Raw genomic sequence first — 16718 nt, 5'->3', positions numbered from 1 at the left:
CGTCCGGCGCCGTGCATCGCAAGGCGGAGGGGCGCCCGCGTACTGGACGTACTCGGGTGCCCCGACAACGCGGCGAGGTGCGGTGCCGGGCGCCGCGGGCCAGGCGCCACTTCGACGACAGGGCCTAGCGCGTGGCGAGCCGCTCCAGGAGGGCGGTGCTCCGGGCCAGCAGCGCCTGCTCCTCGTCCGTGAGTTCGGCCTCGATGGCCTGCGCGAGCCAGCCGACCCTGCGGCCGCGCTCCGCCTCGAGCGCGGCGCGGCCCGCGTCCGACAGCTCGACCAGGGACTTGCGGCCGTCCGTGGGGTGCGCCCGGCGCGTGATCAGGTTCTGTTCCATGAGCAGTCCCACCGCCCGGGCCATCGACTGCGGGCGCACGCGCTGATCGGCGGCGAGGTCGCTGGTGGTCATGGCGCCGTCGCGGTCGAGTGCACCCAGTACCGCGACCTGGCCGAGCGGGATGCTGTCCTCGTGCTTGACGCGTCGGGTGAGCTTGCCCATCGCGCTCCGCAGTTCTGCGGCGATGGCGGCGGCTTCCGAGGTGGGCATAGGGCACTTTACCCCGCTGGTCAGCAAAGCTGTGCACGTGATCTGCACAGCGATGCTGCACAGCACAGCTGTACAGCCAAACTGATCAGCATTGCTGTAGGGTTTGGGTCGTCGGGCTCAGCGTCAGCGTGGTCGCAGCCGGGGTCACGGCACACGACAACGGGAAGGACCTCCCATGCCCGCACAGGCAGTCGCAAACGTCGACGCCGCCATCGAGACCGTCACCGCCCGCCGCATCATCGACAGCCGGGGCAACCCCACGGTCGAGGTCGACGTCGTCCTGACGGACGGGTCCCTTGGGCGCGCCGCCGTCCCGTCCGGCGCCTCCACCGGTGCCCGGGAAGCCGTGGAACTGCGCGACGGGGACTCCGCGCGCTGGCACGGCAAGGGCGTCGACCGCGCGGTGGCCCACGTCAACGGGGAGATCGCGGCGTCCGTGCGCGGCCGGTACGCGGCGGACCAGGCGGGTCTCGACGCCGCGCTGGTCGCCCTCGACGGCACCACCACGAAGTCCCGGCTCGGCGCGAACGCGATCCTCGGCGTCTCCCTCGCCACCGCCAAGGCCGCCGCGGCGGCCCACTGCCAGCCCCTCTACCGCTACCTGGGCGGCGCCGGCGCACACCTCCTGCCGCTGCCGATGATGAACATCGTCAACGGCGGCGCCCACGCCGACAATCCGCTGGACTTCCAGGAGTTCATGATCGCGCCCGTGGGCGCGGACACCTTCGCCGAGGCGGTCCGCATGGGCAGCGAGGTCTTCCACACCCTGCGCCGCGATCTGCTGGCCGCCGGGCACTCCACGGGCGTCGGCGACGAGGGCGGATTCGCGCCCGCGCTGCGTACCGCCGAGGAGGCGCTCGACTTCGTGATGGCCGCCATCGAGCGCACCGGCTACCGCCCCGGCACGGACATCGGCCTGGTCATGGACCCGGCGTCGTCGGAGTTCTACCGCGACGGGGTGTACGACTACGCGGGCGAGGGGGTGCGCCGCACCCCCTCCGAGAACGCCGACTACCTGGCCGAGCTCATCGACGCCTACCCGCTCGTCTCCATCGAGGACCCGATGGCGGAGAACGACTGGGACGGCTGGCGCGAGCTGACCGCCCGCGTCGGCGACCGCTGTCAGCTCACCGGCGACGACGTGTTCTGCACCGACGAGACGCTCCTGCGCGAGGGCATCCGCACCGGCGTCGGCAACTCGATCCTGGTCAAGGTCAACCAGATCGGGACCCTGACCGAGGCGCTGGCCGCGGTGTCCACGGCCCACCAGGCGGGCTGGACGGCCGTCATGTCGCACCGCTCGGGCGAGACGGAGGACACCACCATCGCGGACCTGGCGGTGGCGACCGGCTGCGGTCAGATCAAGACGGGCTCGCTCTCCCGCTCCGACCGCACCGCGAAGTACAACCAACTGATCCGGATCGAGGAGGAGCTGGGCGACTCGGCGCGCTACGCGGGCCGCTCCGCACTGCACCGGGCGTGAGCACCGTCCGCCCCTGCGGGCAGCGGGGATACCCCTAGGCCCTGTCGTCACAGTGACGCCTGGGCCTAGGGACGGTAGACGAGTTCGACCGTCATGGCGGTGATGACCGCCCAGACACCGATGCCGAGCAGCCACCGGGCTTCCAGGACCGCGCCGGTGGCGATCATGCTCACGCCGGCCGCTCCGAGGGCGAGGACAGCCCTGCGGATGCCACGGTCAGGAAGCCAGTCGGTGGTCATACGGCGAGGATTCCGCCGGACCGTCGCCACGGCGAGGGTCCGGCGGGATTCCTGTCGGCATCTTGACGCCGGCCCTCGGCGCCCCGTCCTGTCCGTGCGCCGAGGCGAAGGGCGGCGCGGAGGCGGAGGCGACCGATCTCCGGGCCGCTCCGGCCGAGCCAGGCCGTTCGCCGGCCTCCCCCCGCCCTCTCGCCGGGCTCGTGGGGCACGTTCTCGGGGGCCTTGCCGTCAGGGGCGCGTCAAGGGTTCGCGGGCGCCCGTATGGACCCCGTCAAGGCGTCTTAACACCCGGGTGAAGACACGGTTGTCTCGACATCGGCCACCTGGCCGATTCCTTTCTTCCTACGTCATTCAGGAGCTCGCGATGGCCGATCCGGCCTTCGTCGTCACCACGGTCGCGGTGTTCGCGCTGGTGGCCCTCATCGCCCGGGGGGTGACCAAGCTGTGACCGTCGAGAACGTCGTCGGCCTCGTCGTGGCCGTCTCCCTGCTCGGATACCTCGTCCTAGCCCTCGTGTACCCGGAGAGGTTCTGAGCACCGGTATGAGTCCCGTAACCGCTGGTGTGCTCCAGCTGCTCGCGCTGATCGCCGCGCTCGCGCTGGCCTACCGTCCCCTGGGCGACCACATGGCCCGCGTCTACTCCTCCGAGAAGCACGGGAGACCGGAGAAGTGGATCTACCGGGCCATCGGCGCCGACCCCGACGCCGAGATGCGCTGGCCCGCCTACCTGCGCGGGGTCCTCGCCTTCTCCGCGGTGGGCGTCCTCTTCCTCTACGGTCTCCAGCGTCTCCAGGGGTCGCTGCCCGGCTCGCTCGGCTTCGTGTCGATCGACCCGGACCAGGCCTTCAACACCGCCGCGTCGTTCGTGGCGAACACCAACTGGCAGTCGTACGCCGGTGAGCAGGCCATGGGCCACGTCGTGCAGACCGGCGGCCTGGCGGTGCAGAACTTCGTCTCGGCAGCCGTCGGCATGGCCGTCGCGGTGGCCCTCGTACGGGGCTTCGCCCGCTCCCGCACCGGGGAGCTGGGGAACTTCTGGTCGGACCTGGTCCGCGGCACCGTCCGCATCCTGCTCCCGGTCTCCGTGCTCGGCGCGGTCGTCCTCGTCGCCTGCGGTGTCGTCCAGAACTTCTCCGGCATCCACGAGGTCGGCCAGTTCATGGGCGGCACGCAGCAGTGGAACGGGGGCGCGGTGGCCTCCCAGGAGGCCATCAAGGAGCTGGGCACGAACGGCGGCGGCTACTTCAACGCCAACTCCGCCCATCCCTTCGAGAACCCGACCCCCTTCTCGAACCTCTTCGAGATCTTCCTGATCCTGCTCATCCCGTTCGCGCTGACCCGCACCTTCGGCCGCATGGTCGGCAACCTGCGCCAGGGCTACGCGATCCTCGCGACGATGGGCGTCATCTGGATCGCCTTCACCGGCCTGATGATGTGGACCGAATTCGCCCACCACGGCCCGGCGCTCCAGGCCGCGGGCGGGGCGATGGAGGGCAAGGAGACCCGGTTCGGGATCGGCGGCTCGTCGATCTTCGCCGTCGCCACCACGCTCACCTCCACGGGTGCGGTCAACTCCTTCCACTCCTCCTACACCGGCCTGGGCGGCGGTATCACCCTGCTGGGCATGCAGCTCGGCGAGATCGCGCCCGGCGGCGTCGGCTCCGGCCTCTACGGCATGCTGATCATGGCGCTCATCGCGGTGTTCATCGCCGGCCTGATGGTCGGCCGGACCCCCGAGTACCTGGGCAAGAAGATCGGCACCCGCCAGATCAAGCTCGCCGCCTGCTACATCCTCGTCACCCCCGCCCTCGTGCTGTGCTTCACCGCCGCGGCGATGGCGCTGCCCACCCCGGGCAACTCCATGTCGAACGCCGGGGCGCACGGATTCTCGGAGATCCTCTACGCCTACACCTCCGGCGCCGGCAACAACGGCTCCGCCTTCGCGGGCCTGGACGCCGACACCCAGTGGTTCAACAGCACGATCGGCATCGCCATGCTGCTGGGCCGCTTCCTGCCCATGGTGTTCGTGCTGGCCCTGGCCGGTTCGCTGGCCGAGCAGAACCCCGTACCCGAGACCGCCGGCACGCTCCGTACCGACCGGCCTCTCTACGCGGGCCTGCTCGTCGCCACGATCCTCATCGTCACCGGTCTGACCTACTTCCCCGCCCTCGCGCTGGGTCCGCTCGCCGAAGGACTCGCCTCATGAGCACCCTCACTCCCACCCGTGCTCCGCACGAAGACGTTCCCACCGGGCACAAGCCTGCGGCCGGCCGCGTCGACGGGGGCCTGTTCGATCCCAAGGCGCTGCTGGAGTCCGTCCCGGACGCTGTGCGAAAGCTCGACCCCCGGGTGATGGTCAGGTCCCCCGTCATGTTCGTGGTTCTCGTCGGCTCGGCCGTCACGACCGTGCTGGCGTGCCTGGACCCGGCCGACTGGTTCGGCTGGGCCATCACGGCCTGGCTGTGGCTGACGACGATCTTCGCGAACCTCGCCGAGGCCGTCGCCGAGGGCCGCGGCAAGGCCCAGGCCGACACGCTCCGCAAGGCCAGGACGGACACGGTCGCCCGCCGCCTCGACGGCTCGGTGGAGGAGCAGGTGCCCGGCACGGAGCTCCGTATCGGCGACCTGGTCGTCTGCGAGGCCGGAGACGTCATTCCCGGCGACGGCGATGTCGTCGAGGGTGTCGCGTCGGTGGACGAGTCGGCCATCACGGGTGAGTCCGCTCCGGTCATCCGCGAGTCGGGCGGCGACCGCAGCGCGGTCACCGGCGGAACGAAGGTGCTGTCCGACCGGATCGTCGTCAAGATCACGACGAAGCCCGGCGAGACCTTCATCGACCGCATGATCGCCCTCGTCGAGGGCGCGGACCGGCAGAAGACCCCCAACGAGATCGCGCTGAACATCCTCCTCGCATCCCTCACCCTCGTCTTCCTGCTGGCCGTCGTCACCCTCCAGCCCTTCGCTATCTACGCGGGCGCCGAGCAGTCCATGATCGTGCTGACGGCCCTGCTGGTCTGCCTGATCCCCACGACCATCGGCGCGCTCCTGTCGGCCATCGGCATCGCCGGCATGGACCGCCTCGTCCAGCGCAACGTCCTGGCCATGTCGGGCCGCGCGGTGGAGGCCGCGGGGGACGTGTCGACGCTCCTGCTCGACAAGACGGGCACGATCACCCTCGGCAACCGCCAGGCGTCGGAGTTCGTTCCCGTCAGGGGCGCCACCGAGGCCGAGCTGGCGGACGCCGCACAACTGTCGTCGCTGGCCGACGAGACCCCCGAGGGCCGGTCGATCGTGGTCCTCGCGAAGGAGAAGTACGGGCTGCGCGAACGCCACCAGGGCGAGCTCGCCGGCGCCGCATGGATCGCCTTCACCGCGCAGACCCGCATGTCGGGCGTCGACGCGGACGGCCGGAAGACCCGTAAGGGCGCCGCCGGTTCGGTCATCACCTGGGTGAAGCAGCAGGGCGGGCAGGTCTCCGACGAGGCCGCTCTCCTGGCCGACCGGATCTCCGAGGCAGGCGGTACGCCGCTCCTCGTCGCCGTCGAGGACGAACGCGGGGCCCGCGTCCTGGGGGTCATCCATCTCAAGGACGTCGTCAAGGAGGGCATGCGGGAGCGGTTCGAAGAGCTGCGCCGCATGGGCATCAAGACCGTCATGATCACGGGGGACAACCCGCTGACCGCCAAGGCCATCGCCGACGAGGCGGGCGTCGACGACTTCCTGGCGGAGGCCACGCCCGAGGACAAGATGGCCCTCATCAAGCGGGAGCAGGCGGGCGGCAAGCTCGTCGCGATGACCGGTGACGGCACCAACGACGCCCCGGCGCTCGCGCAGGCCGACGTCGGCGTGGCCATGAACACCGGCACCTCGGCCGCCAAGGAGGCCGGGAACATGGTGGACCTGGACTCGAACCCCACCAAGCTCATCGAGATCGTGGAGATCGGCAAGCAGCTGCTCATCACCCGGGGCGCGCTGACGACGTTCTCCGTCGCCAACGACGTCGCGAAGTACTTCGCGATCATCCCGGCCATGTTCGCGGTGGTCCATCCGGGCCTCGACAAGCTCAACATCATGGGCCTGGCCTCGCCCGAGTCCGCGATCCTCTCGGCCGTCGTCTTCAACGCCCTGATCATCGTCGCCCTCGTCCCGCTCGCCCTCAAGGGCGTCCGGTACCGGCCCACCAGCGCCGACGGGATGCTGCGCCGCAACCTCGGTCTGTACGGCGTGGGCGGTCTGATCGCCCCGTTCATCGGCATCAAAATCATCGACCTCCTCATCTCCCTCATCCCCGGAATCGGCTGATCTGCGATGAACAACTCTGTGGGCAACACCGCACGCCTGATCGGCGCCGGCCTCAGGGCCCTGCTGGTCCTGACGGTCCTCTGCGGCGTGCTCTACCCGCTCGCCGTCACCGGCGTCGCCCAGGCCCTGTTCCCCGGCAAGGCCGACGGCTCCGAGATCACCGCCAAGGACGGTCGGGTCGTCGGCTCCTCCCTCATCGGGCAGGGCTACGACCTGCCGAAGACGGACCCGAACGATCCCGGAGAAGCCGCGAGGCCGGACCTGAAGTGGTTCCAGCCCCGCCCCTCCAACGGCCTGGGCCGCAACAGCGTCAACACCCGGTACGCGCTGATCCTCTCGGGCGCCACCAACCGGTCCGCCGACAGCGGCGCCGTGGGCGGTCTCTGCACGCAGGACGCGGCGGAAGGCACCCTGTGCGCCCAGGTGCTCGCCGCCAAGGACGCCGTCGTCACCGACAACTCCACGGCCTCCTACAAGGTCGGGCCCGAGGACGTGCCGGCGGACGCGGTCACCTCGTCCGGCTCGGGCCTCGACCCGCACATCTCCCCGGAGTACGCCGAGCTCCAGGTCCACCGGGTCGCCGAGCGGAACCAGCTCGACGTCAAGCAGGTCGAGAAGCTCGTCGCCGACCACACCGCCGGCCGTACCCTCGGCTTCATCGGCGAACCCCGGGTGAACGTCCTCGAACTCAACACGGCGCTCAAGGCGCTGACCACGCGCTGAGGCTGACCCCGGCCGGCGTCCGGATCCGCCGGCTTCGAACCGGCGGCGAGAAGGGCTGCGTGGGCGCCGACGCCGGCCACGTCCGCAGCCCGCCTACACCCTCGACCGCGGAGGGCCGGAAAACTGCTCAGCAATGGACAGTCGGGGCCGGCGGCAGCGGCGGGCGGTGGATGATGGCCGCGACCTGCCGGCCCCGGCCGTGCGGGAGACGTTCCCCTGATCCCGGCGGACTCGGCTCTTCACCTGCACGGTGGGGCCCGTCCCGCGTACCGAGAGGGTTCCTCCATCATGAACAGGTCGCACACCCGTCTCCAGCTCCGCAGGACGGCTCTCGGAGCCGTCTGCGCCCTGGTGGTCCTGGGCGTGGCTGCCGGACCGGCAGCCGCGCACGCCGGGGTCACCGCCTCCGACCCGCGGGCGCTCGCCGAGAACGTCACGCTGTCCTTCACCTCCGAGGCGGAGTCGGACACGGCGGGCATCGCGGAGTTGCGGGTGGTTCTCCCGAAGGGCATCGCTCCGGACGCCCGCCGTGACGCTCGAGGACGCGCCCGAGCAGTGGAAGCTGACGGCCACCGCGGACGGGTACGCGATCGGTGGCGCGGCCCTGGCCATCGGCACCGACGCCGAGTACAGCATCACCGTGCGCCAGCTGCCCGATGAGAAGTCCCTGGCCTTCAAGACCCTGGAGACCTACGGCGACGGAAAGATCTCCCGCTGGATCGAGGTGCCCACCGACGGCGAGAAGGTCGACAACCCGGCTCCCCTGCTGGAGCTGAAGGCAGCGGCCCCCGGGGCCGCGCCGATCCCACCGGGCCCCTCTCCGTCTCCGACGCCCAGCACCGCACCGTCCCTCCAGCCCTCGGCGGCGGCCCCGTCGGCTCCCGTCGCGCCCGCGAGCCCACGGGCGACGGGCGAGGACGCGGGCAGCGGTACCGGAGCCGTCGTCGGCATCGGTGCGGCCGCCCTGCTGCTCGCCGTCGCCGGCACGTTCTGGTGGGTGCGCCGCAGTCGCAGCGCGACCTGACCGACACGAGGGGGCGCACACGTCCTAGGTGATGCGGACGGTCCCGCGCACCGTGACCTGGTCGATGTCGGTAGTGCGTACCGTGAGGTTCAGGGTCCACTCACCGGCCATGGGCAGCCGCAGGTCGTACGTGGCCCAGTACCCCTTGCGGTTCTTCAGCCCGGCGTCCAGCGGGCCGACGCCGAGGGCGTCCTGGGTGAGGGTGAGGCGCAGTTCGGGGACGGTGGCGAGGCCGCCGTCCGCGGTGTACACGACGGCTTCGACCGTGTTCTCGCCCACGCGTCCAGGTGCCAGCGTGATCTGCACCGTGCCGTGCTGGCCGGCCGTCCCCATGGCGAACGGGACCGTGACCACCTTCACCTGCGGCTCCTGCGCCGTGGCCGGCGGAACCCCGTCGGCGGCGGCGCGGCTGGGCTGGGTTCCGGTGAGCAGGGTCGTGATCGCCAGGACGACGACGCCGGCTGCGGCTTCGACGGCCACCGTGCGGCGCAGGCTGCGCCGGTGTCCGGCGGTCTCGGAGCCGGGCGGCTCGGTGCCGTCGTCCGCCTCGCCCCCGGCGGGTGCATCGCCCGTACTGCTGTGGCCGGTTGCCGCGGGGGGAAGCGGCGCGCCGACCGTCCGTACGGCCCCGGCCCGCGCGGGCTCGGGCACCGGCGGGGTCCGCGCGGCCGGCGGCGCCTGCTGAACGAGGCGGGCGGTCCACCGGCGGGAGAAGGACGCCGCCCACAGCACGAGGACCACGGCGGCGATCTTCACGGTGAGGGTCCGGCCGAAGGAGGTGGTGAGCAGCGCTTCCCACGAGCCGACCTGCCGCCAGGACTGGTAGATGCCCGTGCCGACCAGAACGGCGACGGCGGTGAAGGCCAGGGTGGAGAAGCGGCCGATCGCGGACGCCGGGACGGCACGGCTGCCGGGCTCCCGGCTCCGGAGGAGGACGGCCAGGGTGATCAGGCCGCCCAGCCAGATCCCCATGGCCAGCAGGTGCAGCACGGCCACGGGAACGGCCAGGGGCACCTGGAGGCCGGCGGAGGCGTGTTCCGCCGAGGCCCAGGTGAACGCCAGGGCCAGGGCGAGCGCCGCGCCGGCCAGGCGGACCCGGGCACCGAGGTCCTGCGGCGGCGTACCGTCCTCGGCCCGGTCGAGCCGTAGGGCCGGCCGCCTCAGCAGCACCGCCGCTGCCGCGAGCAGCACGAGCCGTACGATCAGCGCGCCCCCGGGCCTCCCGGTGGCGGTTCGGCCCAGCTGAGCCAGGTCGAGCGCCGAAGTCACCTGGCCGGCCGTCTCGTACGGGCCGCGCAGCAGGAACAGGGCCAGGGTGGACGCCGCCAGTACCGCCCACCCGGCTGCCAGCAGCCTGCGCACCGGACGGACCGCGGCCGCGGTGGGCCAGCACACGAGGACGAACGCGGCGGCTCCGACGAGGAGGGCCAGTCCGCTGTAGGCGGCGTAGCGGAAGAAGCCGTACAGGCGGCCGGCCGCCGTGTCCTCCAGGGCGCCGGTCGCCACCGCGGCTGTGGTCTCGGACGGCTTGCCGATGGAGAAGACGAACGCCCCCGAGATCGGGTGGCCGTCGGCGGAGACGACGCGCCAGGCCACCGTGTAGGTGCCTTGGGGCAGCGTGTCGGCCAGCTCCACCCGCGCCGTGTTCCCCTTGCCGTCCGCATGCTGCGCCGGGCGCGGGTTCGCGCGCTCGTTGTCCGGTGACAGCACTCTCAGCGAGTCCTCGGAGAAGGTGACCGATTCGGTGAAGGTGAGCGTCACCTGCTGCGGTGCCGTCTGGAGGACGGTGCCGTCCGCAGGGTCGGAGCCGCTGAGGCTCGCGTGCGCGGAGGCCGGGCCCGCCCCGCCGAGGATCAGGGCGAGCACGGCGGCGACCAGCGCCAGAACGGTCAGCGATGTCCTCGCGGGAGGCGATCCGGTGTGCATGGAGAGGCAGCCTCCGAAAGGACGGTCGTCAGCGGCGCCGCCACCGCCCGGGGCAACAGGACGGACTCGCGGCGGGATGTGGACGCTAGCGCTGCCGGCCCCGGTACGGAGCGGGTTGAGCAACTTCGGCTAAAGGGCGGCGCAGAAGGCTCGGCCCGGGCCCCCTTCGTGTATGGCCCGGGCGTGCCGCCTACGGGACCGGCACACCGGCCCTGAGGAAGTACAGGCCGGTGATCCGCCCGTCCCCGTCGAAGGCGACGCGGAACTCCCCTGGCTGCTTCGCCATGCGCAGGGGAACACCGACGACGGTCCCGTCGCCCGACTCCTCCTGCTGGGGATCCCCGTGCGACCGGTACTCCCCGAACGCCTCCTGGTAGTCCTTCCAGGACGTGGCGAGGAACTCCGGCGACGCCTGTTGTCGGAGTTCCTCGTCGAAACGGGACGAGACGGCGGCGAAGTCGCCGCGCAGCACCTCGTCGAGCGCGTCGAGAGCGAGCCGATCGTAGTCCGGCCGGGCCGGAACCGCCGGGGCGACCGGGACGAAGGCGTCGGCGGCGTGCGCGTACGTGACACCCGGCGAGGAGGCGTTGTCCGGCAGCACCGCGCCGGAAACCAACAGGGCCGCGGGCACGACCAGGACGAGTCGGAGCTGCCACGTTCCGCCCATGGGAATCTCCTTCCCACCACCCTTCATGCTAGGTCGCGCCCGGGGCGGCGGCACGTCGGCCACCCGGGACGGGCCCCGCTGGGCCTCGTCACCCCGTTCGCCGTCACCCGCCGCACCGCCCGAGGGCGACGGCGGTCACCTGGTGACGTTGCCGAGCCACAGCAGGTCCCGCGCCCGGGTCATCGCGACGAAGAGCTGACTGCGCAGCAGTTCCTCGCGCTCCCGGGCCGTCTCCGGCATCTCCTTACCGCCCGCCGTGTCCCCCTGCGTCCCGTTCGCGAGCGCCGCATCGTGTTGGGGCAGGAACACGTTCTTGAACTCCAGGCCCTTGGCCCTGCGATAGGTGCCCAGCTTCACCGCGTCGACGGGACGGCCGTCGTAGTGCTCCAGCTGGCACACCGGGACGCCCGCCTGGCTGAGCAGCCGCTGGTAGTGGCCGACGGCCCGCATGGAGGGGCACAGCAGGGCGGTGTCGGCGAGCGCACCGTCGGGCAGGGAGCGCAGGGCGTCCAGGAGTTCCGTGTCGTGGGCCTCCAGCGTGGTCCTGGTGACGCGTACGACGTCCCCGTCGTGGTAGGTGAGGTCGACATCGCGGCGGCCCGGGGTGCGCATCCCGTCGAGGTCCTCGAAGGCGTCGTCGGCCACGACGGTGAGGGCCGCGTCCAGGATCTGCTTGCTGTTCCGGTAGTTGGTGCGCAGCACCTGTCCGCGGTCGCCGCGGATGTCGATGCCCGCGTCCGTGAGGCGGAAGCCGCCCGGGTACACGGTCTGCTGGCCGTCGCCGACGAGCAGCAGGCCGTTGGGCACGTCACCGACGAGCGCGTGCAGAAGGCGCACGCCCACCAGCGTGAGGTCCTGGACCTCGTCGACGATGACGGCCGCGTACGGGGGCCGCTCGCGCTCGCGGGACGCTTCGGCCAGCGCGAGGGAGAGGACGTCGTTGAAGTCGTGGACGCCGCGCTCGCCGCGCAGCGATTCGTACGCCTCGTACAGCTCCCACACCGACTGCCGGTGCGCGCGGTGGAGACTCGCCTTCCTCCGCCGCCTGGGCAGGGTCGCGTACTCCTCGAAGCGGGTGAGGCCCCGGCCCTTGATGACGTAGTCGATCTCTTCGTGCCAGTAGGCGGGGGCCGGGTCGAGTTCGGCCAGTCGGCTCTCGCGGCCGACGTGTTTCCAGGCGAGGCTGAAGGCGGTCTCGGCCTTGTCGCCGTGCAGCCGCACCGGTATGCCCCGTTCCTGCAAGAACTCCTGGGCCCAGGAGTGGAGGCTGCGGAAGTCCACTCGATCGGCGACGGCCGGGGCCATGGTCCTGAGGAAGGTGCTCTGGACACGGGGCAGGTTGTTGGCGAAGGTGACGTACAGGATGCGGCCGGTCGTCCGCCTGGCCAGGTACGCCGCACGGTGCAGGGCAACGACGGTCTTGCCGGTGCCCGCCGGTCCGCTGATGCGTGCCGGGCCCGACCAGTTGCGGCGCACCAGTGCCACCTGATCGGGGTGGAGGAAGGTCATCCACTGCTCGATCGGCGCCCGCATCGCCGCCTCCAGGGCCGCGTCACGCAACCCTTCCAGGTCGAACAGCCCGTCGGAGGAGCTGGGTCGGTGGTGCTCGGGCGCGGACGACACCTGCTGGTCGACCGCCGACCCCGCACAGCCCGGGAACACCCGCTCGAGGTGATCGGCGATCGCCCGGACCGACTCACCCCCGAGCCTGTGCCGCTGCGACAGCAGTACGGGGCCGATCTCGTGTTCACCCAGGAGCCGTATCCGGCCGTGGACGGCGTCGAAGCTCCGGCCGGCGAGCACGATGAGCGGCTGGACCGCCACCGGTGACATCCCGAGGGACGCCACCGCGCTCTCGGCGGCCTTCGTGGCGGCGAGCAGCTGGGCCGCGTGTTCCTCCCCCGGCCCGCCGCCGGCGGTGACGTCGATGACGAAGACACCGCCGGGCCCCACCAGGAGCATGTCCGCGCCGGTGGTCCGCGTCCCGGACCACTGCCGGTCGACGAGCAACCGCCAGCCCCGTGCGGTCAGTACCAGCAGCTGGGCGAGCACCCGCTGCTCGCCCTCGCCGACCGCCTCCCACCGCAGGGCCTGCCGGCGGGCGGCCTGCCACTGCTCCCGGAGCAACCGCTCCTGCCGCCGCGCGTCCTGCGTCCGCTGCGATACCGCCCCGCCTGCACCCATACCCAGCCCCCTCGTACGCGGAGTAGGGATCATAGGACGGAACGCAACCCTCACGGCAGGGCGCATGCCGCCGCCGGGAGCTCGCGGGACGGCCGCGACATGTCATTGGGGCCAGATGTCCAGCACGGTCCGCGAGGTGATGGCGCGTCCGGTCGTCACTCCTCGGAACGGGGCCCGCTCAGGGGAGCGGCGGGAGGCGGACGTACGTCATGGCCGCTACCGGGCGGTCCGACAGCGTGGCACGAGGGACGGGAGGCGGCCACCGGGCCGCCCGGCCAGGTGTCGCTGCGATCCCCGGCCGCTGTCGCGGCCACTCCGGGTGCACGCGAAGCAGCCACCCGGTAGCGTCGAGAAGGTGCGTTCCGCCCAAAACGCTGTGGCCCGGCAGGGCCGCCGCCGCTGTCGGCAGAGGAACGAGATCACATGCCAAAGCACAGCATCCACGCGATGGCTGCCGCGGCCGCTCTGGTCTGCCTGGCGGCATTCGTCCCCCCGCGGGGCAGCGCGACTCCCCCGCCCGTCCAGCCCACGGGGCAGCCCAGCCCGGTAGCCCCGTCCCGGTTCGCGCCCGGGCCCTGTCCGAAGCCGCCCGAGCCGATCGAAGCGCTGAGCGGTGCACGGTGCGGGTTCCTCGAGGTCCCCGAGAACCGCTCCCGCGCCGGCAGCCGCACCATCAAGCTGGCCGTCGCCCGCATTCCGGCCACCTCCGCGAAGCCCGCCGCGGACCCGCTGGTGTTCATGGCGGGCGGCCCCGGCGCCGACACGATCGACGACATCCCGTTCCTCGTCGACTCCGGCCTGAACAAGGACCGCGAACTGATCGTCATGGCTCAGCGGGGCAACCTCTACGACCGGCCGGACCTCGCCTGCCCGGAGATCGACCGCTTCAACGAGAAGGCGGTCGGCCTGGGCTACGACGCGCAGGAGGCACAACAGCTCTTCCTGAAAGCGGTGAAGGACTGCCGGGACCGCCTGACGGCCGGCGGCGTCGACCTGAGCGCCTACAACACCACGGAGAACGCGGCGGACTTCGCCGACCTGCGCAAGGCGCTGGGCATCCCGCGGTGGAACGTCTACGGGTACTCGTACGGCAGCAACCTGGCGCTCACGTACCTGCGCCTGCACCCCGAGGGCATCCGTTCGGTGGCGATCGACTCGGTCACCCCTCCCCAGGCCGTGACCCTGCCGTGGACATGGGGCAGCACCGCCGAGGGGATCCGCAACATCTTCGCGGCGTGCGCGGCGCAGCCCGCCTGCAAGGACCGGTACCCGGACCTCCCCCGTACGCTGACGGAGCAGGTGCGCAAGCTGGAAGCCCGCCCCCTGACGCTGGACGTCACGCCGCCCGACGGCGGGAAGCCGGTCAGGACCGTGCTCGACGGGGGCGCGCTGCTGAACCTGGTCGTCGCCTTCACCCCCCGGCCCAAGGACCTCCCCGCGGCGCTCGACGAACTCAGCCGCGGCAACCCCGAGCGCTTCGCGAAGGCCCGCGCGGCCGGCTCGGTCCAGAAGGTCGGCGCGTTCGCGCACGGCCTGACGAACTCGATAGCGTGCAGTGAGTGGGCTCCGGGGCATACGGAACCCGACGTGTTGCAGGCGGGGCGGAAGGCCTTCCCCGGGTGGCCGGACACGGTCCTGGCCCAGGTGCCTCAGCTGCCCTTCCAGTACGCGGCGTGCGGGATGTGGAACGTTCCGGACCGCGCCGCCGTCCAGCGGGTGGCCACGGTCAGCTCGGTGCCGGCGCTCGTCGTCTCCGGCACGTTCGACGTGAAGACCGGCGCGAGCTGGGCGGCGGGCGTGGCCCGTGACCTGTCCGGCTCGACTGCCGTTCAGGTCCCCGGAATCGGCCACTGGGTGGTCCCGCAGTCGCCTTGCGCGCAAAGCGTGCTGGCCTCGTTCCTCGCTCGCCCGACCGCGCCCGACACCGGTTGCGTGGACGGTCTCGAGCCCGGACCGTTCACGATCGTCCCGCAGTAACGGGAGAACAGATGACACGTCATCACGCGCCCCGTCGCCGGCGCACCGTACGGCGACTCCTGGCCCCGTCGGCCGGTATGGCCGCAGGTCTCCTCGTCACCGGCCTGCTCGCGGCGCCCGTCCAGGCGCAGTCCCCTACCGGCCCCGGCACCGGCCCCGACCCCGGAGCGCCGATCGGCACGGTCGCCCGGACCGTGGGCGACGCCCGTTACGAACCGGGCCCCTGCCCGAAGACGCCCGAACCGATCGAGGCCCTGGAGGAGGCCCGCTGCGGAACGCTGACCGTGCCCGAGAACCGTGCCGGACCGGGCAGCCGGACGATCAGACTCGGTGTGGCGATCGTGCCCGCCGCGACCGACCGTCCCGAACCCGACCCCATCGTGTGGCTCGCGGGCGGCCCCGGAGACGACGCGGTCGGGGAGGCGAAGATGGCGATCGACGGCGGCCTGAACCGCGACCGGGACGTGGTCTTCATGTCCCAGCGCGGTACGTACTCGGCCGACCCGGAGCTCCTCTGCCCCGACATCGACGCGTTCAACGCACGCGCGGTCGGCCTCGTCTACGACGCCCCGTCCACCGAGCGCCTGCACGTCGAGGCCACGAAGGCCTGCCGGGACGAGCTGGCGGGCCGCGGAATCGACCTGAGTGCCTACAACGACACCGAAAGCGCCGCCGACTACGACGGTCTGCGCACCGCGCTGGGCATCAAGCAGTGGAACCTGTACGGGATCTCGTACGGCACGCACCTGGCACTGGTCTCCATGCGCCTGCACCCCGAGGGGATCCGCTCGGTGGGCCTCGACGGCATCCTGCCGCCGTCCAGGTCCGGTGAGGCGTCGACCTGGAGCAGCGCCCGGCAGGGCTTCGACGGCCTGTTCCAGGCCTGCGCGGACCAGCCGGCGTGCAACGAGCGCTACCCCAACCTGCCGGCCACCTTCGACAAGCTCGTCCGCGACCTCGAAGCCAAGCCCGTCACCACCACCGTCACGCTCCCCGGCAGCGACAAGCCGGTGAAGGTGGTGCTGGACGGCGGAACCCTGGTGAACTGGATGGTCTCCGCCACGCACGTGGCGACCCAGGTACCCGCAGCCCTCGACGAGCTGGCAAACGGCAAGCCGCAGCGCATCGCCCGGCAGTGGGCGGGCGGCAAACTCAGTCCCCAGGCCATCGGAAGGGTTTCGCACGGCCTCGTGTACGGCGTCTTCTGCAGCGAGTGGACGCCGTACGAGAGCGAGGACGCGGCGCTCCGGGGCGGACAGAAGGAATTCCCCTCCTTCCCCCGGTCGGTGCAGGCACAGGCTCCGCTGCTCCCTTCGCTGCGTCCGGACTGCGACGTCTGGGACGTCCCGGCGGCCGCGCCCTCGATCCGGGACGTCACGCGCGGCGACATCCCCACGCTCGCCCTCTCGGGTGCGTTCGACGCCCAGACCGGAGCGGACAACGGCCCGTACGTCGCCCGTACGCTGAGCAAGGCCACGGTCGTCACGATCCCCTACGAGCCGCACGTGGTGTTCGCCACCTCGAAGTGCGCCCAGACGATCGCCCTCTCGTTCTTCGGCGACCCGGCCGCACCGAAGACCGACTGCGTGAAGGACCTCAAGCCGCCCGAGTTCGAGATCGGGCCCTGAGGCGGCTCGCCAGTCGC

Annotated in this window: 14 protein-coding genes; 9 read left to right on the top strand and 5 right to left on the bottom strand. The window is 71.8% G+C overall.

The features are described from left to right. Positions 1-124 precede the first annotated feature (124 nt). A complete protein-coding gene (locus tag ACFWUZ_RS03480; RefSeq protein ID WP_384366210.1) occupies positions 125-547 on the bottom strand; it encodes a MarR family winged helix-turn-helix transcriptional regulator in 423 nt (140 codons plus the stop codon). A gap of 175 nt (positions 548-722) precedes the next feature. Between ACFWUZ_RS03480 and eno the strand changes: the two genes are divergently transcribed. Next, on the top strand, positions 723-2030 hold the full coding sequence (gene eno / locus ACFWUZ_RS03475; protein ID WP_384366207.1) for a phosphopyruvate hydratase: 1308 nt from the start codon (positions 723-725) through the stop codon (positions 2028-2030). 65 nt (positions 2031-2095) lie between these two features. Here eno and ACFWUZ_RS03470 read toward each other — a convergent pair whose 3' ends face one another. Beyond that, positions 2096-2269 (bottom strand): hypothetical protein, encoded by a 174-nt coding sequence (locus ACFWUZ_RS03470; protein WP_384366204.1) that lies wholly within the window; start codon positions 2267-2269, stop codon positions 2096-2098. Positions 2270-2573: 304 nt separating this feature from the next. On the opposite strand from ACFWUZ_RS03470, the gene ACFWUZ_RS03465 reads away from it, so the two are divergent. The 6 genes from ACFWUZ_RS03465 (at position 2574) to ACFWUZ_RS03440 (ending at position 8319) form a co-directional block, all read left to right on the top strand. Continuing rightward, entirely contained in the window at positions 2574-2717 is a 144-nt protein-coding gene (locus tag ACFWUZ_RS03465; RefSeq protein WP_384366201.1) for a hypothetical protein, read from the top strand. Continuing rightward, positions 2714-2803 carry a K(+)-transporting ATPase subunit F gene (kdpF, locus tag ACFWUZ_RS03460; protein WP_037860493.1) on the top strand — a complete coding sequence of 30 codons (90 nt, stop codon included), beginning with the start codon at positions 2714-2716 and terminating at the stop codon, positions 2801-2803. Before ACFWUZ_RS03465 ends, kdpF begins: the two co-directional genes overlap by 4 nt. 8 nt (positions 2804-2811) lie before the next feature. Beyond that, positions 2812-4476: a potassium-transporting ATPase subunit KdpA gene (gene kdpA, locus ACFWUZ_RS03455; RefSeq protein WP_384366197.1), complete on the top strand. Its 1665-nt coding sequence runs from the start codon at positions 2812-2814 to the stop codon at positions 4474-4476. After that, the gene (kdpB, locus tag ACFWUZ_RS03450; RefSeq protein WP_384366194.1) at positions 4473-6572 is read left to right on the top strand and encodes a potassium-transporting ATPase subunit KdpB; all 2100 of its coding nucleotides are present in this window, start codon (positions 4473-4475) and stop codon (positions 6570-6572) included. The genes kdpA and kdpB overlap by 4 nt, the downstream gene beginning before the upstream one ends. Before the next feature lie 6 nt (positions 6573-6578). Next, positions 6579-7295, top strand: coding sequence for a potassium-transporting ATPase subunit C (locus ACFWUZ_RS03445; protein ID WP_384366191.1), 717 nt, complete (start codon positions 6579-6581; stop codon positions 7293-7295). Positions 7296-7824: 529 nt separating this feature from the next. Continuing rightward, positions 7825-8319: a DUF1775 domain-containing protein gene (locus tag ACFWUZ_RS03440; protein WP_384366187.1), complete on the top strand. Its 495-nt coding sequence runs from the start codon at positions 7825-7827 to the stop codon at positions 8317-8319. Between the two features lie 24 nt (positions 8320-8343). Here ACFWUZ_RS03440 and ACFWUZ_RS03435 read toward each other — a convergent pair whose 3' ends face one another. The 3 genes from ACFWUZ_RS03435 to ACFWUZ_RS03425 all read right to left on the bottom strand — a co-directional run bounded on the left by ACFWUZ_RS03435 (position 8344) and on the right by ACFWUZ_RS03425 (position 13096). Next, entirely contained in the window at positions 8344-10245 is a 1902-nt protein-coding gene (locus ACFWUZ_RS03435; protein ID WP_384366184.1) for a copper resistance protein CopC, read from the bottom strand. A gap of 190 nt (positions 10246-10435) precedes the next feature. Further along, complete coding sequence (locus ACFWUZ_RS03430) at positions 10436-10912, bottom strand: DUF3887 domain-containing protein (protein WP_384366181.1); 477 nt, start codon at positions 10910-10912, stop codon at positions 10436-10438. 135 nt (positions 10913-11047) lie between these two features. Further along, a complete protein-coding gene (locus ACFWUZ_RS03425) occupies positions 11048-13096 on the bottom strand; it encodes a UvrD-helicase domain-containing protein (protein WP_384366178.1) in 2049 nt (682 codons plus the stop codon). Between the two features lie 423 nt (positions 13097-13519). Here ACFWUZ_RS03425 and ACFWUZ_RS03420 point away from each other — a divergent pair, with 423 nt between their 5' ends. Together ACFWUZ_RS03420 and ACFWUZ_RS03415 are read left to right on the top strand one after the other, a co-directional pair. Further along, complete coding sequence (locus ACFWUZ_RS03420) at positions 13520-15073, top strand: alpha/beta fold hydrolase (RefSeq protein WP_384366175.1); 1554 nt, start codon at positions 13520-13522, stop codon at positions 15071-15073. Between the two features lie 11 nt (positions 15074-15084). Then, positions 15085-16701, top strand: coding sequence for an alpha/beta fold hydrolase (locus tag ACFWUZ_RS03415; RefSeq protein ID WP_384366172.1), 1617 nt, complete (start codon positions 15085-15087; stop codon positions 16699-16701). Positions 16702-16718 lie beyond the last annotated feature (17 nt).

The organism is Streptomyces sp. NPDC058646 (assembly GCF_042716875.1).
Lineage (GTDB): Bacteria > Actinomycetota > Actinomycetes > Streptomycetales > Streptomycetaceae > Streptomyces.
This window is presented reverse-complemented; position numbering and strand designations above follow the sequence as displayed.

Bases quoted from the DNA above. Each gene is read 5' to 3' on its own strand.
- kdpB (WP_384366194.1), top strand. From the start codon at position 4,473: ATGAGCACCCTCACTCCCACCCGTGCTCCGCACGAAGACGTTCCCACC.
- ACFWUZ_RS03420 (WP_384366175.1), top strand. From the start codon at position 13,520: ATGCCAAAGCACAGCATCCACGCGATGGCTGCCGCGGCCGCTCTGGTC.
- ACFWUZ_RS03415 (WP_384366172.1), top strand. From the start codon at position 15,085: ATGACACGTCATCACGCGCCCCGTCGCCGGCGCACCGTACGGCGACTC.
- eno (WP_384366207.1), top strand. From the start codon at position 723: ATGCCCGCACAGGCAGTCGCAAACGTCGACGCCGCCATCGAGACCGTC.
- ACFWUZ_RS03425 (WP_384366178.1), bottom strand. From the start codon at position 13,096: ATGGGTGCAGGCGGGGCGGTATCGCAGCGGACGCAGGACGCGCGGCGG.
- kdpA (WP_384366197.1), top strand. From the start codon at position 2,812: ATGAGTCCCGTAACCGCTGGTGTGCTCCAGCTGCTCGCGCTGATCGCC.
- ACFWUZ_RS03435 (WP_384366184.1), bottom strand. From the start codon at position 10,245: ATGCACACCGGATCGCCTCCCGCGAGGACATCGCTGACCGTTCTGGCG.
- ACFWUZ_RS03445 (WP_384366191.1), top strand. From the start codon at position 6,579: ATGAACAACTCTGTGGGCAACACCGCACGCCTGATCGGCGCCGGCCTC.
- ACFWUZ_RS03480 (WP_384366210.1), bottom strand. From the start codon at position 547: ATGCCCACCTCGGAAGCCGCCGCCATCGCCGCAGAACTGCGGAGCGCG.
- ACFWUZ_RS03470 (WP_384366204.1), bottom strand. From the start codon at position 2,269: ATGACCACCGACTGGCTTCCTGACCGTGGCATCCGCAGGGCTGTCCTC.
- ACFWUZ_RS03430 (WP_384366181.1), bottom strand. From the start codon at position 10,912: ATGGGCGGAACGTGGCAGCTCCGACTCGTCCTGGTCGTGCCCGCGGCC.